The 23,275-nt window shown below is 72.5% G+C and carries 22 protein-coding genes and 1 pseudogene; 15 read left to right on the top strand and 8 right to left on the bottom strand.

The features are described 5' to 3' along the window. Window positions 1-496 precede the first annotated feature (496 nt). Window positions 497-1,780, bottom strand: coding sequence for a helix-turn-helix domain-containing protein (locus tag IG02_RS0115550; protein WP_030747220.1), 1,284 nt, complete (start codon window positions 1,778-1,780; stop codon window positions 497-499). Between the two features lie 230 nt (window positions 1,781-2,010). On the opposite strand from IG02_RS0115550, the gene rfbB reads away from it, so the two are divergent. The 4 genes from rfbB to IG02_RS0115530 are packed head-to-tail and all read left to right on the top strand — an operon-like array spanning window position 2,011 to window position 5,578. Beyond that, a complete protein-coding gene (rfbB, locus tag IG02_RS0115545; RefSeq protein WP_030747217.1) occupies window positions 2,011-3,033 on the top strand; it encodes a dTDP-glucose 4,6-dehydratase in 1,023 nt (340 codons plus the stop codon). 6 nt (window positions 3,034-3,039) lie between these two features. Further along, window positions 3,040-4,008, top strand: a complete 969-nt coding sequence (locus tag IG02_RS0115540) for an ATP-grasp domain-containing protein (RefSeq protein WP_030747214.1) — start codon at window positions 3,040-3,042, stop codon at window positions 4,006-4,008. Further along, window positions 4,005-5,147 (top strand): DegT/DnrJ/EryC1/StrS family aminotransferase, encoded by a 1,143-nt coding sequence (locus IG02_RS0115535; RefSeq protein ID WP_030747211.1) that lies wholly within the window; start codon window positions 4,005-4,007, stop codon window positions 5,145-5,147. Before IG02_RS0115540 ends, IG02_RS0115535 begins: the two co-directional genes overlap by 4 nt. Then, window positions 5,144-5,578, top strand: a complete 435-nt coding sequence (locus tag IG02_RS0115530) for a low molecular weight protein-tyrosine-phosphatase (protein WP_030747208.1) — start codon at window positions 5,144-5,146, stop codon at window positions 5,576-5,578. Before IG02_RS0115535 ends, IG02_RS0115530 begins: the two co-directional genes overlap by 4 nt. Window positions 5,579-5,594: 16 nt before the next feature. Here the strand turns inward: IG02_RS0115530 and IG02_RS0115525 are convergent, their stop codons facing one another. Then, entirely contained in the window at window positions 5,595-6,773 is a 1,179-nt protein-coding gene (locus tag IG02_RS0115525) for a UDP-N-acetylglucosamine--N-acetylmuramyl-(pentapeptide) pyrophosphoryl-undecaprenol N-acetylglucosamine transferase (protein WP_030747205.1), read from the bottom strand. A gap of 2 nt (window positions 6,774-6,775) precedes the next feature. On the opposite strand from IG02_RS0115525, the pseudogene IG02_RS42835 reads away from it, so the two are divergent. Both IG02_RS42835 and IG02_RS0115520 read left to right on the top strand, forming a co-directional pair. Continuing rightward, a pseudogene (locus IG02_RS42835) lies at window positions 6,776-6,953 on the top strand (type II toxin-antitoxin system RelE/ParE family toxin); the annotation flags it as partial. Further along, complete coding sequence (locus tag IG02_RS0115520) at window positions 6,950-7,336, top strand: helix-turn-helix domain-containing protein (protein ID WP_030747202.1); 387 nt, start codon at window positions 6,950-6,952, stop codon at window positions 7,334-7,336. The pseudogene IG02_RS42835 and the gene IG02_RS0115520, both read left to right, overlap by 4 nt. 158 nt (window positions 7,337-7,494) lie before the next feature. Here the strand turns inward: IG02_RS0115520 and IG02_RS0115515 are convergent, their stop codons facing one another. The 3 genes from IG02_RS0115515 to IG02_RS0115505 form a co-directional block, all read right to left on the bottom strand. Continuing rightward, complete coding sequence (locus tag IG02_RS0115515) at window positions 7,495-7,974, bottom strand: hypothetical protein (RefSeq protein ID WP_030747197.1); 480 nt, start codon at window positions 7,972-7,974, stop codon at window positions 7,495-7,497. A 132-nt stretch (window positions 7,975-8,106) separates the two neighbouring features. Then, window positions 8,107-9,126 carry an ArsR/SmtB family transcription factor gene (locus tag IG02_RS0115510; protein WP_037803038.1) on the bottom strand — a complete coding sequence of 340 codons (1,020 nt, stop codon included), beginning with the start codon at window positions 9,124-9,126 and terminating at the stop codon, window positions 8,107-8,109. 215 nt (window positions 9,127-9,341) lie between these two features. Beyond that, window positions 9,342-9,914, bottom strand: coding sequence for a carboxymuconolactone decarboxylase family protein (locus IG02_RS0115505; protein WP_030747192.1), 573 nt, complete (start codon window positions 9,912-9,914; stop codon window positions 9,342-9,344). A 215-nt stretch (window positions 9,915-10,129) separates the two neighbouring features. On the opposite strand from IG02_RS0115505, the gene IG02_RS0115500 reads away from it, so the two are divergent. The 4 genes from IG02_RS0115500 to IG02_RS0115485 all read left to right on the top strand — a co-directional run bounded on the left by IG02_RS0115500 (window position 10,130) and on the right by IG02_RS0115485 (window position 14,133). After that, on the top strand, window positions 10,130-11,674 hold the full coding sequence (locus IG02_RS0115500) for a PLP-dependent aminotransferase family protein (protein WP_420707756.1): 1,545 nt from the start codon (window positions 10,130-10,132) through the stop codon (window positions 11,672-11,674). Window positions 11,675-11,926: 252 nt separating this feature from the next. Then, on the top strand, window positions 11,927-12,322 hold the full coding sequence (locus IG02_RS0115495; RefSeq protein WP_030747187.1) for a VOC family protein: 396 nt from the start codon (window positions 11,927-11,929) through the stop codon (window positions 12,320-12,322). A gap of 305 nt (window positions 12,323-12,627) precedes the next feature. Continuing rightward, window positions 12,628-12,870, top strand: a complete 243-nt coding sequence (locus IG02_RS0115490) for a hypothetical protein (protein WP_051765163.1) — start codon at window positions 12,628-12,630, stop codon at window positions 12,868-12,870. Window positions 12,871-12,945: 75 nt separating this feature from the next. Next, the gene (locus tag IG02_RS0115485; RefSeq protein WP_030747181.1) at window positions 12,946-14,133 is read left to right on the top strand and encodes a glutathionylspermidine synthase family protein; all 1,188 of its coding nucleotides are present in this window, start codon (window positions 12,946-12,948) and stop codon (window positions 14,131-14,133) included. 186 nt (window positions 14,134-14,319) lie between these two features. On the opposite strand, the gene rocD is transcribed toward IG02_RS0115485, so the two are convergent. Continuing rightward, window positions 14,320-15,627 carry an ornithine--oxo-acid transaminase gene (rocD, locus tag IG02_RS0115480; protein ID WP_078854509.1) on the bottom strand — a complete coding sequence of 436 codons (1,308 nt, stop codon included), beginning with the start codon at window positions 15,625-15,627 and terminating at the stop codon, window positions 14,320-14,322. A 299-nt stretch (window positions 15,628-15,926) separates the two neighbouring features. Here rocD and trpS point away from each other — a divergent pair, with 299 nt between their 5' ends. Further along, complete coding sequence (gene trpS / locus IG02_RS0115475) at window positions 15,927-16,940, top strand: tryptophan--tRNA ligase (protein ID WP_030747175.1); 1,014 nt, start codon at window positions 15,927-15,929, stop codon at window positions 16,938-16,940. Between the two features lie 235 nt (window positions 16,941-17,175). Beyond that, entirely contained in the window at window positions 17,176-17,766 is a 591-nt protein-coding gene (locus IG02_RS0115470) for a 2'-5' RNA ligase family protein (protein WP_030747172.1), read from the top strand. Window positions 17,767-17,826: 60 nt separating this feature from the next. Here IG02_RS0115470 and IG02_RS0115465 read toward each other — a convergent pair whose 3' ends face one another. Then, window positions 17,827-18,621, bottom strand: coding sequence for an SDR family NAD(P)-dependent oxidoreductase (locus IG02_RS0115465; protein ID WP_030747169.1), 795 nt, complete (start codon window positions 18,619-18,621; stop codon window positions 17,827-17,829). A 149-nt stretch (window positions 18,622-18,770) separates the two neighbouring features. Between IG02_RS0115465 and IG02_RS0115460 the strand changes: the two genes are divergently transcribed. Continuing rightward, window positions 18,771-19,742, top strand: a complete 972-nt coding sequence (locus IG02_RS0115460; protein WP_030747166.1) for a YihY/virulence factor BrkB family protein — start codon at window positions 18,771-18,773, stop codon at window positions 19,740-19,742. Between the two features lie 37 nt (window positions 19,743-19,779). Here IG02_RS0115460 and IG02_RS0115455 read toward each other — a convergent pair whose 3' ends face one another. Further along, complete coding sequence (locus IG02_RS0115455; protein ID WP_234314754.1) at window positions 19,780-21,366, bottom strand: D-alanyl-D-alanine carboxypeptidase; 1,587 nt, start codon at window positions 21,364-21,366, stop codon at window positions 19,780-19,782. Between IG02_RS0115455 and IG02_RS42830 the strand changes: the two genes are divergently transcribed. Both IG02_RS42830 and IG02_RS0115445 read left to right on the top strand, forming a co-directional pair. After that, window positions 21,305-21,550 (top strand): SCO4848 family membrane protein, encoded by a 246-nt coding sequence (locus IG02_RS42830; RefSeq protein WP_030747162.1) that lies wholly within the window; start codon window positions 21,305-21,307, stop codon window positions 21,548-21,550. The genes IG02_RS0115455 and IG02_RS42830 overlap by 62 nt on opposite strands. Window positions 21,551-21,598: 48 nt before the next feature. Beyond that, window positions 21,599-23,224, top strand: coding sequence for a metallophosphoesterase (locus IG02_RS0115445; protein ID WP_030747159.1), 1,626 nt, complete (start codon window positions 21,599-21,601; stop codon window positions 23,222-23,224). The last annotated feature ends 51 nt before the right edge of the window (window positions 23,225-23,275 follow it).

Genomic DNA, 23,275 nt, shown 5'->3' with positions numbered 1-23,275 from the left:
GTGCCGTACCGCCGGCTGCGGCCCCTTACTTCGCCGGCACCCTGACCGCCGACCGCGCCGACCTCACCCCGACCGACGACCCGTGCGCCAATCCTGGAGGCCGGTCCGTCTACGCCCCGGACGGCACCGGCGTCCGGCGCTGGGGCCGTGATATCCCCCGGGATGCCATGTGACAAGTCGCCGCACGGCTGGTGACACCAGTCACCAGCGGGCGTACCGTCACAACCCCGGCGGGCGGCGAAGGCCGCATTCCCCCCGTTCTGCGGTGCCTCCCGTTCCGCTGCCCCCGGAACCGTGGCCCTGCCGGAGCACCCCCTACGGCGGGGCCACGGCGCGTCATCGGCGGGGCTGGACCCGGGCCCCCATCGACGGTGGGGGCTCGCCCATACCGTCAGAGGAGGTTCGCAGCGGTGTTGCCGAGAAGCGCGGTGTTCGCTTCCGTGTGTACACCCGCACGGACCAGAAGGGAGCGCCAGCCGGACGAGCATGAAACACGTCAAATGAGAAGCGCTCCGGTGCGAGCGGCGAACTCGCGAAGCCCCGGCACATGCGGCCCGAACAGCAAACCCGCCGTCAACGCACGCGTCCCCGGCCGCCGCACCTCCTGCGGCACCACACGCTCTACCGAGAGCAATGCCCGCAAACACGCCTCCGGACGCCCCCAGTCGCTGTAGGCCCGGGCTACATCGAGCCCCAGTCGGGCCACACGTTCGAGCGGCAGTCCCCGCGGGTCGACCCGCCGCGCAGCCGCCACGGCTTTGTCAGGAGCGCTGAGCACCTGATGCACGGACACCTCGTGCAAGATCACCTGTCGGGGACCGAACCAGCCGCCGGCCGTCTGTTCATCAGCACTCCGGCCAGCCACAGCGTCCGCCCGCGCCAGCAGTTCCATGGCGCCGCTTCGGTCCGCGCCCTTTGCCGCTGTATAGGCTGCCGTGGCCAGCAATTGGCCTTGAGCTGACGCCCGCGCTCCGGCAGGAACGTCCCGTGCACTCGCGAGTTCATCAGCCGCCCGGACTGCTACCTGAGCCGCCCGGTCATAACGGCCTGCGCGACGATACCCACTGGAGACCATCCGGTGTGCCTCGGCAAGGGCCAGGGAATGGCCGCCGTCACGTGCAGCCTGCACCGCTCGGTCGGCCGCCACGATCAACAGATGGTCATCACCCGCCTTGATCGCTACTCGCGCCGCGATGGAGTACAACGCGGACAACCCCTCCGTGCCATGCCCCTCGCGGACTGCGGCGGTGGCGAGCGCGAGGTGCTGAGGAAGACCCGCATCCAGTTCCTGGTAAGCACCGGCTTCCAGAGCTGCGCGTGCGCGCGTGACCGCAGACTTGACAGCAGCCGTGGTTGGCGCGGACTTGCACCGTGGCAACCCCGAAAGCAGTGCGTCCTCCAGCCTCCCGGAGTGGGCCAGGCCAGCGGCGACAGTGGTTTGCGGGCTTCCGAGCGCTGCCGTGACTCCGATCGCCAGCGACCCAGTGAACAGGTTCCTACGACGCACCGCATTCTCCTCATCCGCTGGGTGCTCCACCGTACCGAGCACGGCACTGACAGGCACAGGAGTCCCCGCCAGCCTGTCGGGTGCGATGTGCAGGAACGACGCGAACGCCAACAGCCGGTCATGCTCAAGCCGCAATTTGCCGGCCTCGATCCGCGAGACGGCCGAAGCCGAGTAGCCGACCGCGCTCCCGACCTGTCTCTGTGTAAGGCCGGCACGGGCCCGGGCCCCGCGCAGCTCAGCCCCGATCTCACGCGCTGATTTGACGCCCTCCATAGGTACCTCCTACGGGTGGGAGGGACGACGGTAGCGCCAACCTCCCGACGCCGGGAGGGCGTACGGATGCACACGATGTGCGTGCCACGCACGCCGTGTGCGGACCAGCGGGAGATACCTCCCGGCCCTCATCCGAGTCCCGCATGGTGAAAGCGACCGGCCGCTCGGCCGGGTGACTCCAGACGGCCGCGGCTATGCCGGGCCATCTCCTTCCTGCCAGGGAGGCATGCATGGAACACGTGCTCGTGACCGGTGGGGCGGGCTTCATCGGCTCGCACTTCGTCAAGCGCATCCTGGCCGCGGACGACGTCGCGACCGTGACCGTGGTCGACGCTCTCACCTACGCCGGCCACATCGAGAACTTGGGGACGGCGTTCCTCAGCCCGAAGCTCACGTTCGTCCACGGCAACATCCTCGATGCCGAACTCGTGGACAGTCTGATGGACAAGCACACGGCGGTCGTGCACTTCGCTGCGGAGTCCCACGTCGACCGCTCGTTCTTCGCAGCCGCCGCGTTCCTGGAGACGAACGTCCGCGGCACGCAGACCCTCCTGGACGCCGCGACGCGGCACGAGGTGCAAAGGTTCGTGCACGTCTCGACAGACGAGGTCTACGGCCCGCTCCTGGAAGGCACGGCCACCGAGGACTCCCCGCTCCGCCCCTCCGTCCCCTACGCCGCGTCGAAGGCCGCGAGCGACCTCATTGCCCTCTCGTACTGGCAGACGTACGGGGTGCCGGTGTGTGTGACCCGCTCCTCGAACAACTACGGCCCGTACCAGCACCCCGAGAAGATCATCCCTCTGTTCGTCACCCAGCTTCTGCGCGGGCAGCCGGTCACCCTCCACGGCCGGGGCGAGCACGTCAGAAACTGGCTCCACGTCGAAGACAACTGCGCCGGCATCGAGGCCGCCCTCCGCAGCGGCACCCCCGGAGAGGTCTACAACCTCGGCGGCGGCACGGACCTTACCGGCCAGGAACTCACCGAGTACCTGCTGCGCATCTACGGCGCCACCTGGGAGGCGGTGACCTACGTCCCCGACCGGCCGGCGAACGACCTGCGGTACTCGATCGACTGTTCAAAGGCATCCGCCCAACTCGGGTACCGGCCTGAGCGGGACTTGGAAGACGGCCTGGCCGAGGCCGTCGACTGGTACCGCCGCAACCCCGACCGGTGGGCGCCGCTGATGCGGAACCCGCAGGCTGCGCCTCCGCCCGCGCGGCGCGCCGTGCCCGCCACTCCAGCAGGGCGGTGACCGGCGATGCCCAAGCGCATCCTCGTGACCGGCGTCGGCGGCGCTCCCGGCTTCGACCTCGCCCGGTCCCTCCAGAGGCTCGGCTGTAATGTTCTCGCGGCCGACGCGGACCCGCACGCGGCCGGGCTCCTCCTCCCGGAGGTCACCGCGCACGTCCTCCCACCAGCGGCGGACCCCACGTACCGCGCGGCTCTGCTCCGGCTGTGTGCGGAGACCCGCCCGCACGGCATCCTCTCCACTGTCGAGTGGGAACTCCCGAGCCTGGTCACCCTCCGTCGGCCGCTGGCCGACCTCGGCGTCACCACCTGGCTCCCGACCCGGGATGCAGTCACGGCGTGCGGCGACAAGGCCCGGTTCGCCGCCGTGCTCGCCGAACACGGAGTACCGACGCCGCGCACCATCCTCCCGGATGAACTCGACCGTGCCCCGGACGGCCCTCTCGTCGTCAAACCCCGATACGGACAGGGCACCAAGGGCGTGCATGTGTGCCGGACGCGGGACCAGGCCCGGGTACTGTGCGAGCTCGTACCAGAGCCGATCGCGCAGGAGTACATCCACGGGCGGGAGTTCACTGCGGACTGCCTCGTTGACCGTGCCGGCCAGGCGTCCGTGATCCTCCGATACCGGCTCCTGGTCAAGGGCGGGCTCGCCGTTGTCTCCCGCACGTTCACCGACGCCCAGGCCGCCGAGTGCGTCCGAGCGACACTCACCGCGACGGGTGTCACCGGGGCGTGCTGCGTGCAGGGCTTCATCCGTGACGAGCAGGGCCCGGACCGCGTCGTCATCACCGAGACCAATGCCAGGGTCGGCGGAGGATTCCCCGCCTCTGCCGCGGCCGGCGCGGACTACGTCGGGCAGTACCTCCGCGGCCTCTTCCGCCAGGACGTCGACCATGACCAGCTCACTTACAAGCCGGATGTCACCCTCACGAAGTACGTCGAGACGCTGGCCACCAGCGAAGGGACGCCGCGATGAGCCGCACCGCATCCCCATCCCCGGACCTTGCGCGGAACGCCCGCCCGTACCTCTACGGCGGTGAGGAGGCCGCTATCGCCTCCGCGTTACGCTCCGGCCAGTACAACCACGGCCCGATCACGGACGAGTTCGAGCAGCGCATCGCGGCCTTCCTCGGCGTTCCGGACGTCGTCGCGGTCGCCTCCGGCACAGCCGCCCTCCACGTCGGTCTGCTCGCCGCCGGGATCGGCCCCGGGCATGAGGTGATCGTGCCGTCCTTCACGTTCTGCGCGACCGTGCAAGCGATCATCGCGACTGGGGCCCGGCCGCGGTTCGTCGAAGTCAACCATGGCACCGGGTGCGTCGAGGCCGCCCAAATCCTGGCCGCGCTCACGCCGGACACCCGGGCGGTCATGCCGGTTCTCTACGGCGGCCGGGCCGTCGACCTCACCTCGGCCCGGCCAGCGCTCGATGAGCAGGGCGTGACCGTGGTCGAGGACGCCGCCCAGGCGTTCGGCTCACGGCAGGGACAGCGTCGGGTCGGCACGACCGGAGTGGTGACGTGCTTCTCCTTCGGGCCGATCAAGAACCTCACGTGCGGGCTCGGCGGCGCGGTTGTCCCCCGAACACCGCTGGAGGCCGACACCTGCCGACGTCTCCGCGGCCTCGGCATCGTGGAGCCTGCGGCCCGGCGCGCGGAGACAACGACGTACACCGTCGGCGGGTTTGGTATGCGTGCGCAGATGTCGCCGCTGAACGCCGCCGTGGGCCTCGTGCAACTCGACCACTTCACAGAGACAGAGACCCGGCGCCGCGCGCTATGGCGCGGCTACGCCACCGCCCTCGACGGAATCGTCGGCGTCGACCTGGTCGACGCCGACGTAGACCGCACGGTCCCACCGATGTGTGCCGTCCGCGTCCTCGACGGCCGCCGCGACCGAGTGTTCCACGAACTCCGAAACCGCGGCATCGGCGTCGGCGTGCACTACCCGCCCAACCACACCCAACCGGCCTTCGCCGCCTGGCACCGGCCGCTGCCGGTTACCGAGCGCTTGGGCCGGGAGATCATGACGCTCCCGTTCCACCAGCACCTCACGCTGACGGACGCCGAGCACGCCGCCGGCGAACTCCGGCGTGTTCTCGTCGGGGGCGGCCGGTGAGCGCCGCCCGGCCGCGGCGCATCCTCACCGTGTGCCTCGGGAACCACTGCCGCTCACCGCTCGCCGCGCTCGTCCTCGCGGAGCTCGGCGGCCCAGCCGTCGAGGTCCGGTCGGCCGGTGTCCGGGACAAGTGGGTGGGGCATCCCGCGCACGCGCACATGGTGACCGCCGCGGCGGAGGCCGGCTACGACCTCAGCGTGCACCGCGGCGTGCACATCACCCGCGACCTGCTGGGGTGGGCGGACATCGTCCTCGCGATGGATACCGGCAACGTCACCGCGCTCCGCGCGCTCGCCGACGAGAAAGCGGCGCCGAAGCTCGGCCTCTACCTCGCAGACCGGGACGTCCCCGACCCCTGGGGCGGAGAACCGGCCGCGTTCGCCGACGTCGTCCGCCTCATCCAGGACGGTGCCCCGCGGCACCTTCCGTAGACACGGACCCGGCCGGTCAGCCGCCGGACGCGGCGGACAGGAGCACGTCCACGAGCCTGTCCGCCGCGTCCGGACGTCCGTGTGCCCGGGCCGCCTCCGCCATACCCTTGCGCCGCGCCGGGTCGGTGAGGAGCGGCTCAAGGGCGTTCTGCAACCGGTCTGCGGTGACCTCACCGGTGAGCGCGATGGCGGCGCCGGCGTCCTCGAGGTGCTGGGCGTTGTGTGCCTGCTCGTTCCCCGCAGAGGAGGCCAGCGGCACGAATACGGCCGGCTTGCCAAGGGCGGTGAGCTCCGCGAGAGTGCCGGCGCCACTGCGGGAGACCACGACGTCGGCGAGCGCCAGGACGTCGGGTAGCTCCGGGCCGACGAACCCAGTGAGGTAGTACCGCCCTGCAAGGGACGGCGGGAGCGCCGACGCGCTCGCACGCAGGTCCTCGACGTTCGCCGGCCCGCACTGGTGCACTACATTCGCGCGCTCCACCAGCCACGGGAGCGCGTCCCGGATCACGTTGTTGATCTGCTGCGCGCCCTGCGCGCCGCCGGTGACGTACAGCGTCGGGAGCCGCCGGTCGAAGCCGGCCAGCCCGAGGGCAGCGATCGCCTTCTCGGCGTGCCCGGCCAGGATCTCCGGCCGTACCGGGTTCCCGGTGACGACGGCCGCAGGCCGAACGGCCTCTGCGAGGAGTGGGAGCGTCGACTCCGACGACACGGCGATCCGTGCCGCAGCCCCAGCGAGCTTCCGGTTCGCCAGACCGAGCCGCACGGTCTGTTCGTGCAGCACCAGCGGGCGCTTGCACATGCGGGCAGCGAGCCCGGCCGGGACGGCGACGTACCCGCCCGTCGCGAGGACGACATCCGGCCGGAAGTCCCTCACGATCTTGCGGGCCTGGGCGACACCGAGCGGCACACGCGCCATGTCTCGCACGTTCGCGGGGCTGATCATCTTGAGCGGGTTCGCGGACCGCCGGATCTTGCCCGTCACCACCGTCGTGAAGGCGATGCCCTCGGCCGGGGCGACACGGGCCTCCAGCCCGTCAGGCGTGCCGATCCAGAGGACGTCGAGCGCCCGGCCGTCGGCCGCCAGCCGGGCCTGCAACGCCCGGACCGCAGTGAGCGCGGGGTAGGTGTGACCGCCAGTACCTCCCCCCGTGACGATGAGACGGAAGATACTCGGCGGACGGGAGGATTCGTTCACTCCGCGCAGCCTACTGGCTCGCTCCCCAGCGGCGCATCGTGTTGCTGACGGTGATCCGCAAGAGCCAGACAGCGCGAGACCGTTGAGGTTGAGCGTGCCCAGCAGGCACAGAAGGTGTGCGAGACGGAGCATGGCCCAGCTGAGCACACGTACGACCGGATCGAGGAGGAGCGGCTGTGAATCACGCGCAGTGGAAGACCCGTCGGACCAGGCGGCTGCTGGGTGAGACCGTCGAGGAGTCCCCCGCCTACACCGAGGCCGGATACGCGTTCGCGCTCGGGCAGGCGGTCTTCGACCGGCGCGCCGAAATCGGCCTGTCGCAGGCGGAGCTGGCCCGACGCGCCGGGATGACCCAGCCGCAGATCTCGACCATCGAAGGCGGGGACTCCGTACCGACCCTGCCCCTGCTCACCCGCCTGGCCAAGGCGCTCGACGCGTCGCTGACCATCGATCTGGACGGTGACAGCTCGGCGTTCGTCTTCACCGCGCACGGCTCCGAGCGGACGCACGAGGGGGCGGAGCCCCGGTCGTCTCCCTCCGGCGGCCGTTCGCCGGCGGCGTGACCGTCCCTTCGTCAGGCTGCCGCAGGCCGGCGGTACGGCGTGCGTGCGTGCCGTACCGCCGGCCTGCGGCCCCTGCTTCGCCGGAGCGCCCTCGTGGCCGAGGTTCCGGTCGCCCGCCGGAGCGAGCGTCCGTCACCCGCCGTCCCCCGTCCGGCGGGTCAGCAGGGCCGGACGCCGAAGACAGGGGTCCACGACGCCGTGCCGGAGCCCTTGGCGACGTGCGACCAGCGCTCGCTTCCGTCGGAGTTGTAGAACCGGGCCCGGGTGCCGCTGGTCTGGTTGTTGTTGAAGACACCGTCGCCGATGCCCGAGAAGCTGTAGTAGCCGCAGGTGTAGTAGTCGTAGCGGTAGCCGCGGCCGTCCTGGATGCACAGCCAGCCGCTGCCGCAGCTGATGGCGTTGGTGCTGGGCGGCGTGCTGCCCGGCGCCGGGACGGTCAGCGTGCCGCCCGGGATCTTCACCTTGTCGGTGCCGATCTGCCGGGATTCCGGGTGCTCCGCCACGTAGCTGTCGATCCGCTGCTGGAGCGGGGACTTCTGCGCGGGAGCGGCCGCCGCCGTGGTCACCGCGGCCTGCCCGGCCACCAGGGCCACCGCGGCGGCGGCCGCCGCCAGGACTTTGCGTGGTGCGAGATTCATGGTTCCCCCAAGGTCCGCCGGCGGCGGCCTTCCTCGCCTCCGCCGTCTGTGACGCCAGCATCGGCCTGCCGGACGTGACGGGACAACGTTTTCGGTGTCAGGCGAAACAGGCAGGTCAGGCGGACCAGCCGGTCAGGCGGGCCGGAGCGGGGGGCGCGCGGAGGGACGCGGCGGCTCGGAGGGCACGCCTTCGAGCAGGGCCCGGCCCAGCGGGCTGAGGGCGTGGAGGGCGGCCGTGCCGTCCCTGCGGGTGGTGATCAGCCCCGTCTCGCGCAGGACCTTCAGGTGTTCGCTCGCCGACGCGGGAGACGTGCGCACCCGCCGGGCCAGCTCGGTCGTACACCGTCCGTCCGCGGTGGCTTCCAGGACCGCCGCGCGCGTGCGGCCGATCAGCGCGGCCACCTCGCGCCGAGCGCCCTCCGCCGGGGGCACGGCCCAGCGGGGGTCGTGGGTGACGGGATAGACGAGCACCGGCGACAGGTCCGGATCCCGGAGGACGGTGGGGTGCTCCCAGCAGAAGAAGGAGGGGAGGAGCAGCAGCCCCCGTCCGTCCAGGTGGAGGTCACGGTCGAAGGAGCCGTGGTTCAGGCACAGGACGGGAGACCGCCACTGGACCGACGGGTGCAGGGTGGCCAGGAGCTGGTCCACCCCGCCGCGGAGGACGACGGTGGCCCGCTGCGACCGGTCGGCCGCCAGATGCCGTTCGACGGCGGGCCAGTACGGCGCGAGGAGGGCCAGCCGGAACGCGGCGATGGCGTCCGCGAGGTCGCACAGCGGGCGGGCCCGCCCTTCGGCCAGCGCCCGGAGCCAGGGCAGTTCGCGGCGCTCGGGCGGCAGCGCGTCCAGCTCCCGCCGTAACCGCGTGCGCGGTACCCGGCGTACGGCCTCCAGGCCCGCCTCGACGCCCTCGGCCGACTCGGCGGGGGTGAGGAAGTCCGGCGAGTACCCCCGGGCGGGGGTCACGGCGAGCAGCCGGCGCATCGGCGCGTCCAGCCGGGCTCTGGCGGCCCGGCGCCAGACGCCGAACACCAGCGGACCGTCGTGCGTCTGCAGTACGTGGGCGGCCAGCAGCACCTCCCAGAGGGGATCCGGCCGCTCGGCCACGGTGACCCGGCCGAGATCGGCCGGGGAGAATCGGATACGTAAACCCATCTGCGTGTGCCCTCCCCGTGAGGATGCGTGGCACCATCCTGCACGCGTGGCGGGGAGGGAGTTCGGTGTTTCGACGGCGTGTGGCCGGTCTTGTGACGTACGGCCCGCGTCGGGGGTACGGGCCCGCGCCGGGGTCCGAACCCGTGCCGAGCCCCGGCGCGCCGGAGTCCGGACCCGGGCCGACGGACCCGCGCCGTGGGCGGGGCCGGCAGCGGTCAGTTCTTGTACTGGCCCGGGGTGTAGTGGCCCGGGACCTTCCGGGTCGACACGGCGAACCGGTTCCATCCGTTGATCACCGTGATCGCCGCGATCAGGTGCGCCAGCTCGGTCTCCTCGAAGTGCTCCGCCGCCCTCGCGTACACCTCGTCCGGGACGAAGCCGTCCGTCAGGACGGTGATCGCCTCGGCCAGCTCGATCGCCGCGATCTCCTTCGGCGTGTAGAAGTGCCGCGACTCCTCCCACGCGCTGAGCTGGACGATCCGCTCCACCGACTCGCCCGCCGCCAGTGCGTCCTTGGTGTGCATGTCCAGGCAGAACGCGCAGTGGTTGAGCTGCGAGGAACGGATCTTGACCAGTTCGAGCACCGTGGGATCGACACCCTGCCGGGCCGCCGCGTCCAGTCGGACCATCGCCTTGTAGACCTCGGGGGCGAGCTTGGCCAGGTCCATGCGCTGGGTGTGCTCGGGGGCGTATCCATTGGTCGTCCCGGCCGCGTGGGCGGCGTGGGCCGCGTGAGCCGCCTTGGCTTCCGCCGTGCCGGTTCCGGTCGTGTTCGCTGTCGTCGTCATACCGAAGACGCTAGACCGACGGTGGCGCAGCGGTATGGTCCACTTCTGTGACGGATTCCCGGGCCAATCCCCCGGCGGGCGCCCACGGCGGTGCCCGCCCCGCCGAACGTGCGGGAAAAGGCCCCGCGGAACGTGCGGGAAAAGGCGCCACCGGACGGGCCGGAAAAGGCGCCACCGAACGTCCCGCCGAACCCCGGAGCACCTTCGGCGCCGACCTGCACCTCGAACTGCGCTCCGCCCTCGCCCCGGCGGGCGGCGCCCCCGGCACGCGTTCCGGCTCCCCCGCCGGGCATGTCGGACTCCGCGCGGGAATCATGGACGCCCTGCGCGACGCCGTCCGTACGGGCCGCCTCGTGCCCGGCACCCGGCTGCCCTCCTCCCGCTCGCTGGCCGCCGACCTGGGCATCGCCCGTAACACCGTGGCCGACGCGTACGCCGAACTCGTCGCCGAGGGCTGGCTCACCGCCCGGCAGGGTTCCGGCACCCGGGTGGCGCGGCGGTCCGCGCCGCGCCGGCCCGCGCCCGCCGCGCCCCGCACCCGGCCCACCCGCCGCCGGCCCGCGTACAGCCTGCTGCCCGGCTCGCCCGACCTGTCCGGATTTCCCCGGACCCAGTGGCTCGCGGCGGCCCGTCGCGCGCTGACCGCCGCGCCGCACGAGGCCCTCGGCTTCAGCGACGCGTCCGGCCGGATCGAACTGCGTACCGCCCTCGCGGACTACCTGGCCCGTGCCCGCGGGGTGTACGCGGTGCCCGAGCGCATCGTCGTCTGCGGCGGCTTCGTCCACGCCCTGACGCTGCTGGGCGGCGTGCTCAGGGCGCGGCGGCTGCGGGAGGTCGCCGTCGAGTCGTACGGTCTCGGCTTCCACCGGGACCTGCTGCGCGGCGCGGGCCTGCGGACCCGGGTGCTGACGGTGGACGACAGGGGCGCCCGGACCGGGGAACTGGCGGGGCTGACGCGTACGGCCACGACCGCCGAGGGTTCGGTCGCGGGCACCGGTGACGCGGCGTGGGCGGCCGACGGGACGGGCGAGGCGGCCGACGGGGCGGGACCCGGGGCACGGGGGGCCGGGGTGCGCGGCGTCGGCGCGGTCCTGATGACGCCCGCCCACCAGTTCCCCACCGGCGCCGCCCTCCACCCCGACCGCCGGGCGGCGGCCGTCGACTGGGCCCGGCGGACGGGCGGCCTGATCCTGGAGGACGACTACGACGGGGAGTTCCGCTACGACCGGCAGCCGGTGGGGGCCCTGCAAGGACTCGACCCCGACCGGGTGGTCTACCTGGGCACGGCCAGCAAGGCGCTGGCGCCGGGCCTGCGGCTGGCCTGGATGGTGCTGCCGGAGGGGCTGGTGGCGGAGGTCACGGCGGCCAAGGCGGCGACGCACTGGGCCTCCAGCGCCCTGGACCAGCTCACGCTCGCGGAGTTCCTGGTGTCCGGCGCGTACGACCGCCATGTCCGCGCGATGCGGCAGCGCTACCGGCGCCGCCGCGACCAACTGGTCGAGGCGCTGGCCGAGCGGGCGCCGGAGAACGGGGTGACGGGGATCGCGGCCGGGCTGCACGCCGTCGTCGAACTTCCGTCCGGTACCGAGCGCGCCGTGGTGGAGGCGGCGGCCTGGCAGGGCCTGGCGGTGGAGGGGCTGGCCGCCTTCCGGCACCCTGCCGCGCCGCCCGGCCCGGACGCGCTGGTCGTCGGCTACGCGACCCCGCCGGACAGCGCGTGGTCGGGCGCGCTGGACGCGCTGTGCCGGGCGCTGCCGTGACGGTCGCCGGATCCACCGGATGCCCCGGGCGCGGCCGACGGGCCCTGACCGCCCCGCCTGCCCCGCCTGCCCCGTCCGGCCTCGTCTGTCCCGATGGCTTCCGACGGCCTCCGATCGGCCCCGCGTTTCCGCTTCCGTCGTGACGCGCGGCGCCATGCCTCGTACGATCATCAACAGGGCATCGCGTGCCGGTCACCGTCCGGGTGAGGCATGGAGGTGGCCCGTGAGAGTGCCCAGTGGAGGCATTTCACCGTGTCAGTCCAGTTGAACCACACCATCGTCCACTCCAGGAACAACCGGGAGTCCGCCGATTTCCTGGCCCATGTCTTCGGCCTCGAGGCCGGAGAGGAGTGGGGCCCGTTCGTCCCCGTCGAGCTGAGCAACGGGGTCACGCTCGACTTCGCGACCGTCCCCGAGGGCTCGATCGTTCCCCAGCACTACGCGTTCCTCGTCACCGAGGCCGAGTTCGACGGCATCTTCCAGCGGATCCAGGACGCCGAGCTGACGTTCTGGGCCGATCCGTACCAGCAGCGCCCAGGCGAGATCAACCACAACGACGGCGGACGCGGCGTCTACTTCCTCGATCCGGTGGGGCACGCGCTGGAAGCGCTCACCCGCCCGTACGGCAGCGGCGAGGACAAGAGCTGAGCGCACCGCGCGTAGCACGCGGAAGGACCCCCGGCGGGTAACAGCACCGCGCCCAGGGGCGGCTCGTCCGCCCCTGGGCGTTTTCGTGTGACGGTGCGGGCGTCTACTGTGGGCGGGCACGAACGAGAAGCTGTTCGAAAATGTCACGGGGGTGGCGAAGCATGACAGCGCGCCAGATGAGCGAACGGACCGGCGAGCGGATCAGTGATCAGCCGAGCGGGCGGGCGAGCGAGCGAACCCGCGATCAGGCGGACAAACAACCGCGCAAGCGGAAGCTGAGGTCGAGCACGGTCGTGCTCGGCAGCATGGGGGTGCTGGCGGTGACGATCACGTCCTGCGGCTCCGAACCCGACAAGCGCTGCGCCGACCGGACCACCCGGGAGACCCTGCCGAGCTCCGCGTGCCGGAGCGGTGGCAGCGGTGGCAGCGGCGGCGGCTCGTACTACTACGGCGGCAAGAGCAGCAACGGCAAGGTCGAGGGCGGCAGTTTCGACAAGTCGGCCGTCGATCGCGGCGGTTTCGGCTGCTCCGGCTCGGGCGGCGGCTGACGGACCGCCGCACGCACGCACAGGAAACAGCAGGACGCCGCCGATACCGCCGAACGACAACCTGACAACGCGCTGATGAAACGTCACACCATCGAACCCCGCCCCGGCTGGCAGCAGACCGTCGAGGAGCAGGGCGTCATCTATCCGCTGACCCGTTACCCGGACGGCTCGCTGCGGCCGTACTGGGACGAGAGCGCCTACTACTCCTTCACCCTGCCCGAGGTCGAAGCGCTCGAGGACGTCGTGGCGGAGCTGCACGCCCTGTGCCTGGACGCCGCCGCGCACATCGTGGCGCACGACCGGTTCGCCGACCTCGGCATCACCGATCCGCGCCTGGTGGACCTGATAGCCGAGTCCTGGCGCCGCCGCCGCGAACTGCCCTCGATATACGGCCGGTTCGACCTGCGGTACGACGGCGTGGGCCCGGCCACGATGCTGGAGTACAACGCGGACACCCCGACCTCGCTGGTCGAGGCGGCGAGCGCGCAGTGGTTCTGGATGGAGGACCGGTTCCCCGGCGCCGACCAGTGGAACTCCCTCCACGAACGCCTCGTCGCCGCCTGGGAACGGCAGGCTCCGCTGCTCCCGCCGGGGCCCGTGCACTTCGCGCACTCCGACGGGGACGAGCTGGGCGAGGACCTGATGACCGTCGCGTACCTGCGCGAGACCGCCGAACAGGCCGGTCTGGAGACGGCGGCGCTCTCCGTCGAGCAGGTCGGCTGGGACCGGCTGGCCGGCCGCTTCGTCGACGACCGGCTGCGCTTCATCCGCAGCTGCTTCAAGCTCTACCCGTGGGAGTGGCTGGCGACCGACCGGTTCGGCCCGTACGTCCTGGACACGCTGGACAACGGCGGCGGCACGGGCACCACCTGCTGGATCGAGCCCGCCTGGAAGATGCTCCTGTCCAACAAGGCGCTGCTGGCGATCCTCTGGGAGCTGAACCCCGGCCATCCCAACCTGCTCCCCGCCTACCTCGACGGCCCCCGCGAACTGGCCGAGCACACCGGTTACGTCGCCAAACCGCTGCTCGGCCGCGAGGGCGCCGGCGTCACCGTCCACGAGCCGGGAGCGCCCCCGGTCGTACGGGACGACGAGGTCTGCTGCTACCAGCAACTGGCCCCGTTGCCCGACGTCGACGGGAACCGTGTGGTGCTCGGCGCGTGGGTGGTCGACGGCGAGGCGGCGGGGCTCGGCATCCGGGAGTCGGCCGGGCTGATCACGGACGGGTACGCCCGCTTCGTCCCGCATGTGATCCCGGGCTGAATCCTCCGAGGCGGTGGCCCGGCCCGGGCGGGTCGGCCGAAAGCGGCCAACGGCGGCCGAAGACGGCCGGGAGCAGCCGGGGAGCCGGCCCCCGGTCGCCCCGACCGCCGCCGGGGCTCCCGCGGGCGCCCGCCGGTCCCGCCTTCCGATCGCTCCCGGCCCCACCCCGCCGGCGGCGCACCGCACTCACCCCGCGAGCACCGTCCGCAGCTGATCGAGCCCCCAGTCCAGGTCCTCCTTGCCGATCACCAGCGGCGGCGCGATCCGGATCGTGGCGCCGTGCGTGTCCTTCACCAGCACCCCTCGCTCCATCAGCCGCTCCGAGACGTCCCGGCCGCTCCCGTGGGCCGGCGCGATGTCCACCCCGGCCCACAGCCCCCGGCCCCGTACCGCTGTCACGCCTCCGCCGCCCAGCAGCAGCCCCAGCTCCTGGTGGAGGTGGTCGCCCAGCTCCGCCGCGCGCTGCTGGAACTCGCCCGTGCGCAGCATGGCGATCACCTCCAGCGCCACCGCGCAGGCCAGCGGGTTCCCGCCGAACGTCGAACCGTGCTCGCCGGGCCGGAAGACCCCGAGCACCTCCGCCGAGGAGACCACCGCGGACACCGGCACGATTCCGCCACCCAGCGCCTTGCCGAGGACGTACACGTCCGGCACCACGCCCTCGTGCTCGCAGGCGAACGTCCGCCCCGTGCGGCCGAGGCCCGACTGGATCTCGTCCACGACGAAGAGCACGTTCCGCTGCCGGGTCAGCTCCCGCACCCCGGCGAGGTAGCCGGCCGGCGGGACCAGCACCCCGGCCTCGCCCTGGATCGGCTCCAGCAGGACGGCCACGGTGTTCTCGGTCATCGCCGCGTCCAGCGCCGTGAGGTCCCCGTACGGGACGATCTCGAAGCCGGGGGTGTACGGGCCGAAGTCGTGGCGTGCCTCCGCGTCCGTGGAGAAGCTGACGATCGTGGTCGTACGGCCGTGGAAGTTGTTGCCCGCGACCACGATCTTCGCCATGCCGTCCGGCACGCCCTTGACCCGGTACCCCCACTTCCTGGCCGTCTTGACCGCCGTCTCGACCGCCTCGGCGCCCGTGTTCATCGGCAGCACCATCTCCATGCCGCACAACTCGGCCAGCCGCGCGCAGAACTCGGCGAACCGGTCATGGTGGAACGCCCGGGAGGTGAGCGTCACCCGCTCCAGCTGTGCCTTGGCGGCCTCGATCAGCCGCCTGTTGCCATGGCCGAAATTGAGCGCCGAGTATCCGGCGAGCATGTCGAGGAAGCGCCGCCCCTCCACATCGGTCATCCACGCGCCCTTCGCCGAGGCGACGACCACGGGCAGCGGGTGGTAGTTATGGGCGCTGTGGGCCTCCGCCGAGGCGATCGCGCGCGCCGTCAGGGACGCCGAGGGCGCCGAGGGCGCCGAGGCCGCCGTGGGCTTCGGGGACGCCGCGGACGCCGCGGACGAGGTGGGCGAGGCGGGAGAGGCGGGGGTGGTCGGCGACATCGGGAACTCCGATCGTTCGGAACGAGCCGTGACGAGCCCTGACCAGCCGCGACACGTTCGTATCGAACCGTGCTCGGCCGGCGTCGAGCCCTGTGGCACGGCGAGGGCAATACTCGTATCTGCCGTCATTTCCTATCCTCGCGCGCCGCGCGCGCACGGCGCCCCGCCCCCGGCGTAGCCCGACCCCGGTACCTCCGATCGGCCATTCGCCCTCCTTCCTTACTACTTACCGGAGACCGGTCACGCGCGTGTCGGAGATCCGTTCCTGAGCTGTCGGTCGTACCTGAGAGAATGGGTTCATGGCCTCTGACCGACCTCGCGCGCTCTCCGGTATCCAGCCCACCGCCGGCTCGTTCCACCTCGGCAACTACCTGGGGGCGGTGCGCCAGTACGTCGCGTTGCAGGACACGCACGACGCGTTCTACATGGTCGTGGACCTGCACGCGATCACCGTCCCGCAGGAGCCCGCCGAGCTGCGCGCCAACACCCGCCTCGCCGTCGCGCAGCTGCTCGCCGCCGGGCTCGACCCGCAGCGCTGCACGCTCTTCGTCCAGAGCCACGTCCCCGAGCACGCCCAGCTCGCCTGGGTGATGAACTGCCTGACGGGCTTCGGCGAGGCGTCCCGGATGACGCAGTTCAAGGACAAGTCCGCCAAGCAGGGCGCGGACCGCACCACGGTCGGCCTGTTCACCTACCCGATCCTCCAGGTCGCGGACATCCTGCTCTACCAGGCGGACGCGGTCCCGGTCGGTGAGGACCAGCGCCAGCACGTCGAGCTGACGCGCGACCTCGCCGAGCGCTTCAACGGCCGGTTCGGGGAGACCTTCCGGGTCCCCGCCCCGCACATCGTCCGGGAGGTCGCCAAGATCTACGACCTCCAGGAGCCGACGACGAAGATGAGCAAGTCGGCCTCCACGCCCAAGGGCCTGGTCAATCTGCTGGACGAGCCGAAGGCCACGGCGAAGAAGATCAAGAGCGCGGTCACCGACACCGGCACGGAGATCCGGTTCGACCGGGAGGCCAAGCCCGGTGTGAGCAATCTCCTCACCATCCACGCGACCCTCACCGGCACGAGCGTCCCGGAGTTGGAGGCGCGGTACGAGGGCAAGGGCTACGGCGCGCTGAAGACGGACCTCGCGGACGTCGTGGTCGAGTTCGTCACCCCGTTCCGGGCCCGTACGCAGGAGTACCTGGACGATCCCGAGACGCTGGACTCGATCCTGGCCGAGGGCGCGGACAAGGCCCGTACGGTCGCGGCGGAGACCCTCGCCCAGGCATATGAGAAGGTCGGCTTCCTGCCGGCCAAGCACTGACGGCGCGGGCGGGGCGGTCCCGCGTCGAGCGGTACGGCACCGGACGCGTCACCGCCGCCCCGTACACGCCGGAACCGCGGACCGGCCGACCGCGGACCGACGGAACCGTGGACCGGCCGAAACCACGGACCGACCGACCACCCGCCGCCGACCCGTCGCCCCGACAGCCCCCGACGACTTCCCTACGGCCACCCGGCCCGTCCACCCATCCGACACATCACCCGAGGAGCCCGATGTGGGGACCGTAACGCTCGGCGTTTCGATCGCGGTCCCGGAGCCGTACGGCAGCCTGATCCAGGAGTGGCGTACGGGCTTCGGGGATTCCGCCGCGCACGGCATCCCCACCCATGTCACGCTGCTGCCGCCCACCGAGGTCGACGCCTCCGCGCTGCCCGCCGTCGAGGCCCACCTCGCCGAGGTGGCGTCGGCCGGGCGGCCCTTCCCGATGCGGCTCTCCGGCACCGGTACGTTCCGGCCGCTCTCCCCGGTCGTCTACATCCAGGTCGTCGAGGGCGGCTCCGCCTGCGCCTGGCTGCAGGAGCGGGTCAGGGACTCGTCCGGCCCGCTTCAGCGCGAGCTCCTGTTCCCGTACCACCCGCACGTCACGGTGGCGCACGGCATCGCCGAGGAGGCCATGGACCGGGCGTACGAGGAGCTGGCCGACTACGCGGCGGAGTGGAGCTGCACGTCCTTCGCCCTGTACGAGCAGGGCGCGGACGGCGTCTGGCGCAAGTTGCACGAGTACGCGTTCGGGGGCGGCGGGGAGACCACAGGGGTCCCCTGCCAGAGCCTCCCCGCCGACCGGCCCACCTCGTTGCGCCCCTGACGGACGGGCCCGGCTCCGGCGGCGACGGCCGGTCGGCGGCCGCGCCGCCCGCCCCGGGGATCAGACGAGCAGCCGACGGTAGAGCGGGCGCGGCAGATGGCGCAGCGCCGACATCACCAGCCGCAGCGCACCGGGCACCCACACCGTCTCCGAGCGCCGCCGCAGGCCCAGTTCGATCGCCGCGGCCACCGCTTCGGGGGTGGTCTCCGGCACCGGCACCGGCCCGTACGGGCGGCCGGCCACCGTGGCGCGCGGCGAGCGCGACCGCACGGCACCGGGCCTGACGACCATGACGTGGACCCCCGTACCCTCCATGGCGTCCCCGAGCCCCTGGGTGAACGTGTCGAGCCCCGCCTTGCTCGAACCGTAGATGAAGTCCTCGCGGCGGGCCCGCTCGCCGGCCACCGACGAGAGCACCACCAGCGAGCCGTGCCCCTGGGCCTGGAGTGCCGCGGCGGACACCAGCGCGGCCGAGACCGCGCCGGTGTAGTTCGTCTGCGCGACGCGTACGGCCGCGAGCGGATCGGCCTCGTCGTGCGCCTGGTCGCCGGGGATCCCGAAGGCCAGCAGCACCATGTCGACGGGACCGTCCGCGAAGACCTTGCCGAGCGCCGCCGCGTGCGAGGCGGGGTCCAGGGCGTCGAAGGCGACCGTACGGACGTCCGCGCCCAGGGCGCGCAGTCCGTCGGCGGCGCTCTCCAGGGCGGGGGAGGGGCGGCCCGCCAGCCGGACCGTACGCGTACGGCGGACGATCAGCCGGCGCGCGGTCGCCAGCCCGATCTCGGACGTGCCGCCGAGGACGAGGAGGGAGCGCGGAGGGCCGGAGGTGTCCTTCGTCGCGGGTCGCAGTCGCATGGGGTCGCTCCTTGCGGGTGCCGTCGGTACGGGTGATGCCGTGACCGTATCGCCCCATAGATCATTCTTTGCGGCCTTCGATGCGGTGCTCGTATGAATGGGTGGCCGGCGACCGGCTGGAACCGTGTTCCCGGGGTAGGCACCTCAGCATGGACTGGCTGAAAAAACTCCCCGTCATCGGCCCGTTCGTCGTCCGGCTGATGCGGACACACGCCTGGCGCTCGTACGAGAGGCTGGACCGGGTCCACTGGACCCGGCTGGCCGCCGCCATCACGTTCATCAGCTTCATCGCGCTCTTCCCGCTGATCACCGTGGCGGCGGCGATCGGGGCCGCGCTGCTGAGTCCCGATCAGCTGGACCGGCTCCAGAACGCCATCGCCAAGCAGGTGCCGGGGATCTCCGGCCAGCTCGACATCCACGGCCTCGTCGCCAACGCGGGCACGGTCGGGGTGGTGGCGGGCGCGCTGCTGCTCCTCACCGGCATCGGCTGGATCGGCTCGATGCGGGAGTGCCTGCGGGCCGTCTGGGAGACGGAGGAGAAGGACGAGGGCAACCCGGTCCTGCTCAAGGCCAAGGACGGCGCGGTCCTGGTGGGGCTCGGCGCGGCGGGGCTCATCTCGTTCGGAGCGTCGGCCCTCGCCTCCACGGCCGTCGGCCGGACCGCCCGCCTGCTGGGCGTTCCCGAGCACGGGGCGGGCGGCGCGCTGCTCTCGGCGGCGGCTCTCGCGGTGGGCGTACTGGCCGATTTCCTGCTGCTGCTGTACGTCCTGACGCTGCTGCCCCGCGTCCGTCCGCCGCGCCGCCGGCTCGTCGTGGCCGCGCTGGTCGGCGCCATCGGGTTCGAGCTGCTGAAACTGCTGCTCGGCGGCTACATGAGGGGCGTGGCGACGAAGAGCATGTACGGCGCCTTCGGGGTACCCGTGGCGCTGCTGCTGTGGATCAACTTCACCGCGAAGCTGCTGCTCTTCTGCGCGGCGTGGACGGCGACGCGCGGCAAGGGGGAAGAGGAAGCGGGGCAGGCGACGGGGACGGCGGAGGAACCGCCCGGACCCGGACCGAAAGGTACGGGCCCGGCCAGGACCGTCGAACCCGGCGGAGCCACCCGGGCCGGCGGGGCGTGACCGGCGGCGCTACGAGCGGGGACCGTGACCGGCGGCGCTACGAGCGGGGCCGGCGGCGGACCATGTCCGGGAGCGGGTGGCGGCGGTTGACCAGGAACACCGCGCCCGAGAGCACGATCAGCGCGGCGCCCGCGAGGGCGAGGGCGATCCCCATGCCGCCCGAACCGCCGTTGTGCGCGGCGGCGACCTGGCCCCCGGTGGATCCGGCCGAGTCGGCGCCGGCCGCGGTCGGCGCCGACGACGGGTTCGTCTCCGCCGACTTCGGCGGCACCAGCGTGCCCACCGGCTTGACCTTCCCGGCGGCGGCGAAGCCCCAGTCCAGCAGCCGAGCCGACTCCTGGTAGACCGCGTGGGCCTCGCCGGACGACGGGTTCATGACCGTCACCAGCAGCACCCTGCCGTCGCGCTCCGCGACCCCGGTGAAGGTCGCGCCCGCGTGCGTGGTGTTGCCGTTCTTGACCCCCGCGATGCCCCGGTACTGGCTGACGCCGTCGGCACCGGTCAGCAGCCGGTTGGTGTTCTGGATCTCGAACATCTCGCGCTTGCGCGGGACGGCCCCCTCCTGCTCGCTCCCGGCGCCCTGCTGGTCCGCGTCGGCCTGATCGGTTCCGGTCTTCTCGTCCTTCTCGTCCTTCTCGTCCTTCTTGTTCTTCTTCGGCTTCACGTACTCGCCGGGGAACTTCGCGGAAGGCGTCGCGCAGTACTCCCGGAAGTCCTTCTTCTGCAGGCCGGAGCGGGCGATCAGGGTCAGGTCGTACGCGCTGGAGACCTGGCCCTCCGCGTCGTAGCCGTCCGGTGAGACCACGTGCGTGTCGAGAGCCTGGAGTTCGTTCGCGTGGGCCTGCATCTCCTTGACGGTCTTGGGCACGCCGCCGTTCATCGCGGCCAGCGCGTGCACCGCGTCGTTGCCGGAGCGCAGGAAGACGCCCATCCAGAGGTCGTGGACGGAGTACGGGAGGTTCTCCTTGACCCCGACCAGGCTGCTGCCCTCGCCCATGCCCTGGAGGTCGGCGGGGGCCACCTTGTACTCCTTCTCCCTGGGCCACCTGGGCAGCAGGGTGTCCGCGAAGAGCATCTTGAGGGTGGAGGCGGGCGGCAGCCGCCAGTGCGCGTTGTGCGCGGCCAGTACCTCGCCCGACTCGGCGTCCGCGACGATCCAGGCCCGGCCGCTCAGCTGCTTCGGCAGGACCGGGGCCCCGGCCCCGAGGTCCACCTGGGTGCCCGCCGTGCCGAGCCTGGCGCCGCCGACCGTGGACATCGAGGCGGGCGGCCGGGGCTGCTTCGGACCCGGCGTGGGCGTCGCGCTGACCGCGACGGACGGCGTCGCGGTCAGAAGAGGAAGCAATGCGGCGGCGGTGACCGTGAGAGCGGTCTTCTTGAGAGCGGGCACGACCGAGAAGTTACAGGGGGCGGAGACCGGCGCCGACATCGCCCGAACGGACGACGCGGACGAGGCGGCGGCCACCGGCCCCGGTGCCGGTCCGGGGCCGGTCACGGGGTCCGTGCCCGGCCGATGCCGCCCCCGCTGCCGATCCCCTGAAAGAGACGGCGATACTGAACCCATGAAGCTCAGCCGCCCCGTGTCCTGGTTCCTGCTCGTCTTCGGGGTCTGGAGCTGGTTCATCTGGATCACTTTCGTCAAGAACCTGTGGCAGGACGGGAGTGGACTCGCGTTCGACGACGCCGGTGACCCCACCGGGTACTTCTGGGTCCACCTGCTGCTCGCCATCGTGTCCTTCCTTCTCGGGACGGTCATCGGAGTGATCGGGTTCCGAGGTGTGCGCGCCCTGCGGCGGGAACAGCGGTAGCGGCGGCGGACGCGGTGCAGTGGTAGCGACGGGAAGAGGGGCCTGTACGTGGTCGTCGTGGTCATTTTGACGGTGCTGGTGGTCATCGCGCTGCTCGTCGGAGCGCACTGGTACCTGTGGAGACGCCTGGTGCACGACACCACGGCGCCGGGCTCGGCCGCCCGGAGGCTTGGTACGGCGGCGCTCGTCGTGCTGCCGTTACTGGCCGTGGGGGCGCTGACCTCCGGGCGGTCCGGTGCGCCCTTCTGGGTGCAGCAGGTGCTCGCCTGGCCGGGGCACCTGTGGCTGGCGACGCTGCTGTACCTGCTGCTGGCGCTCGCGGTGGGCGAGGTCGTACGCCCGTTCCTGCGCCGTGCGCTGGCCCGCCGCGACGCCCGCGCGGGCGCGGGCACGGGCACGGCCGGGACGCCGGGCCGGCCGGTGTCCGCCGACGCCGGTGCCCGGGCCAGGGCAGCGAGCGGCGGGACGGGCGCCGACGGCGACGACAGCGCGAGCGACGCCCCGTCGGGCACGGTCCCGGCCGGCGCGGCCGCGGCGGGTCCGGCCGCGGCGGGCACCCCGGTCCCCGGCGCCGGAAAGGCCGACGCCCAGGCCGCCGGCATGGCGAGCGTGACGGACACGGCGGGCGCGGCGGCGACGCTCGCGCCCGCCGCGCCGGACGGTGGCACCGGGCCTTCCGCACCGGCCGGCGCCGCCACACTGACCCCCACCGCCGCATCCGCACCGGCCTCCCCATCGGGGTCCGCGCAGACGGGCGGTGTCACGACGGGCTCGGCAACGACGGGCTCGGCAACGACGGGCTCCGCACCCGTACCCGAGCCGGCCGGTGCCTCCGCCGCGGTCGCCCGGCCGTCGCGCCGGCTCTTCGTCTCCCGGGTCGTCGGCGGCGCCGCCGCCGCGGCGGCGCTCGGGACCGTCGGCTACGGCACCTACGGCGTCCTGCGCGGCCCGCGCCTCAAGCGCGTCACCGTACCCCTCGCCAAGCTGCCCCGGGCCGCGCACGGGTTCCGTATCGCCGTCGTCAGCGACATCCACCTCGGCCCGACCCTCGGCCGCGCCCACACCCTGCGCATCGTCGACACCATCAACTCCGCCCGGCCCGACCTGATCGCGGTCGTCGGGGACCTGGTGGACGGCACCGTCCAGGACCTGGGGCCGGCCGCCGAGCCGCTCGCCGGGCTGGAGGCACCGCACGGCGCCTTCTTCGTCACCGGCAACCACGAGTACTTCTCCGGCGCGGACGCCTGGGTCGACCACGTACGCGAACTGGGGATGCGTCCCCTGGAGAACGAGCGCGTCGAGATCGCGGGCTTCGACCTCGCCGGGGTCAACGACGTCGCCGGCGAGAGCGAGGGCGCGGGACCGGACTTCGCGAAGGCGCTCGGCGACCGCGACCGCGGCCGTGCCTCCGTCCTCCTCGCGCACCAGCCCGTCGTGATCGACGACGCCGTGGAGCACGGCGTGGACCTCCAGCTCTCCGGCCACACCCACGGCGGCCAGCTGTGGCCCGGCAGCCTCCTCGCGGGCCTGGCCAACCCCACCGTCGCCGGGCTGGAACGTTACGGCGACACCCAGCTGTACGTGTCCCGGGGCGCCGGTGCCTGGGGCCCGCCCGTACGGGTCGGCGCGCCCTCCGACATCACCATCGTCCAGCTGGCGTCGCGTCAGGCATGACAGGAGCCGGGCCGGACCCCGCGCCCGGCCCGGCGGGCGACGGGCGCGCGG

It is taken from the genome of Streptomyces sp. NRRL F-5135 (assembly GCF_000719775.1).
GTDB classification, from domain to species: Bacteria; Actinomycetota; Actinomycetes; order Streptomycetales; family Streptomycetaceae; genus Streptomyces; species Streptomyces hebeiensis.
The sequence above is the reverse complement of the archived record's forward strand: the minus strand, read 5'-3'. Positions and strand labels throughout refer to the sequence as shown.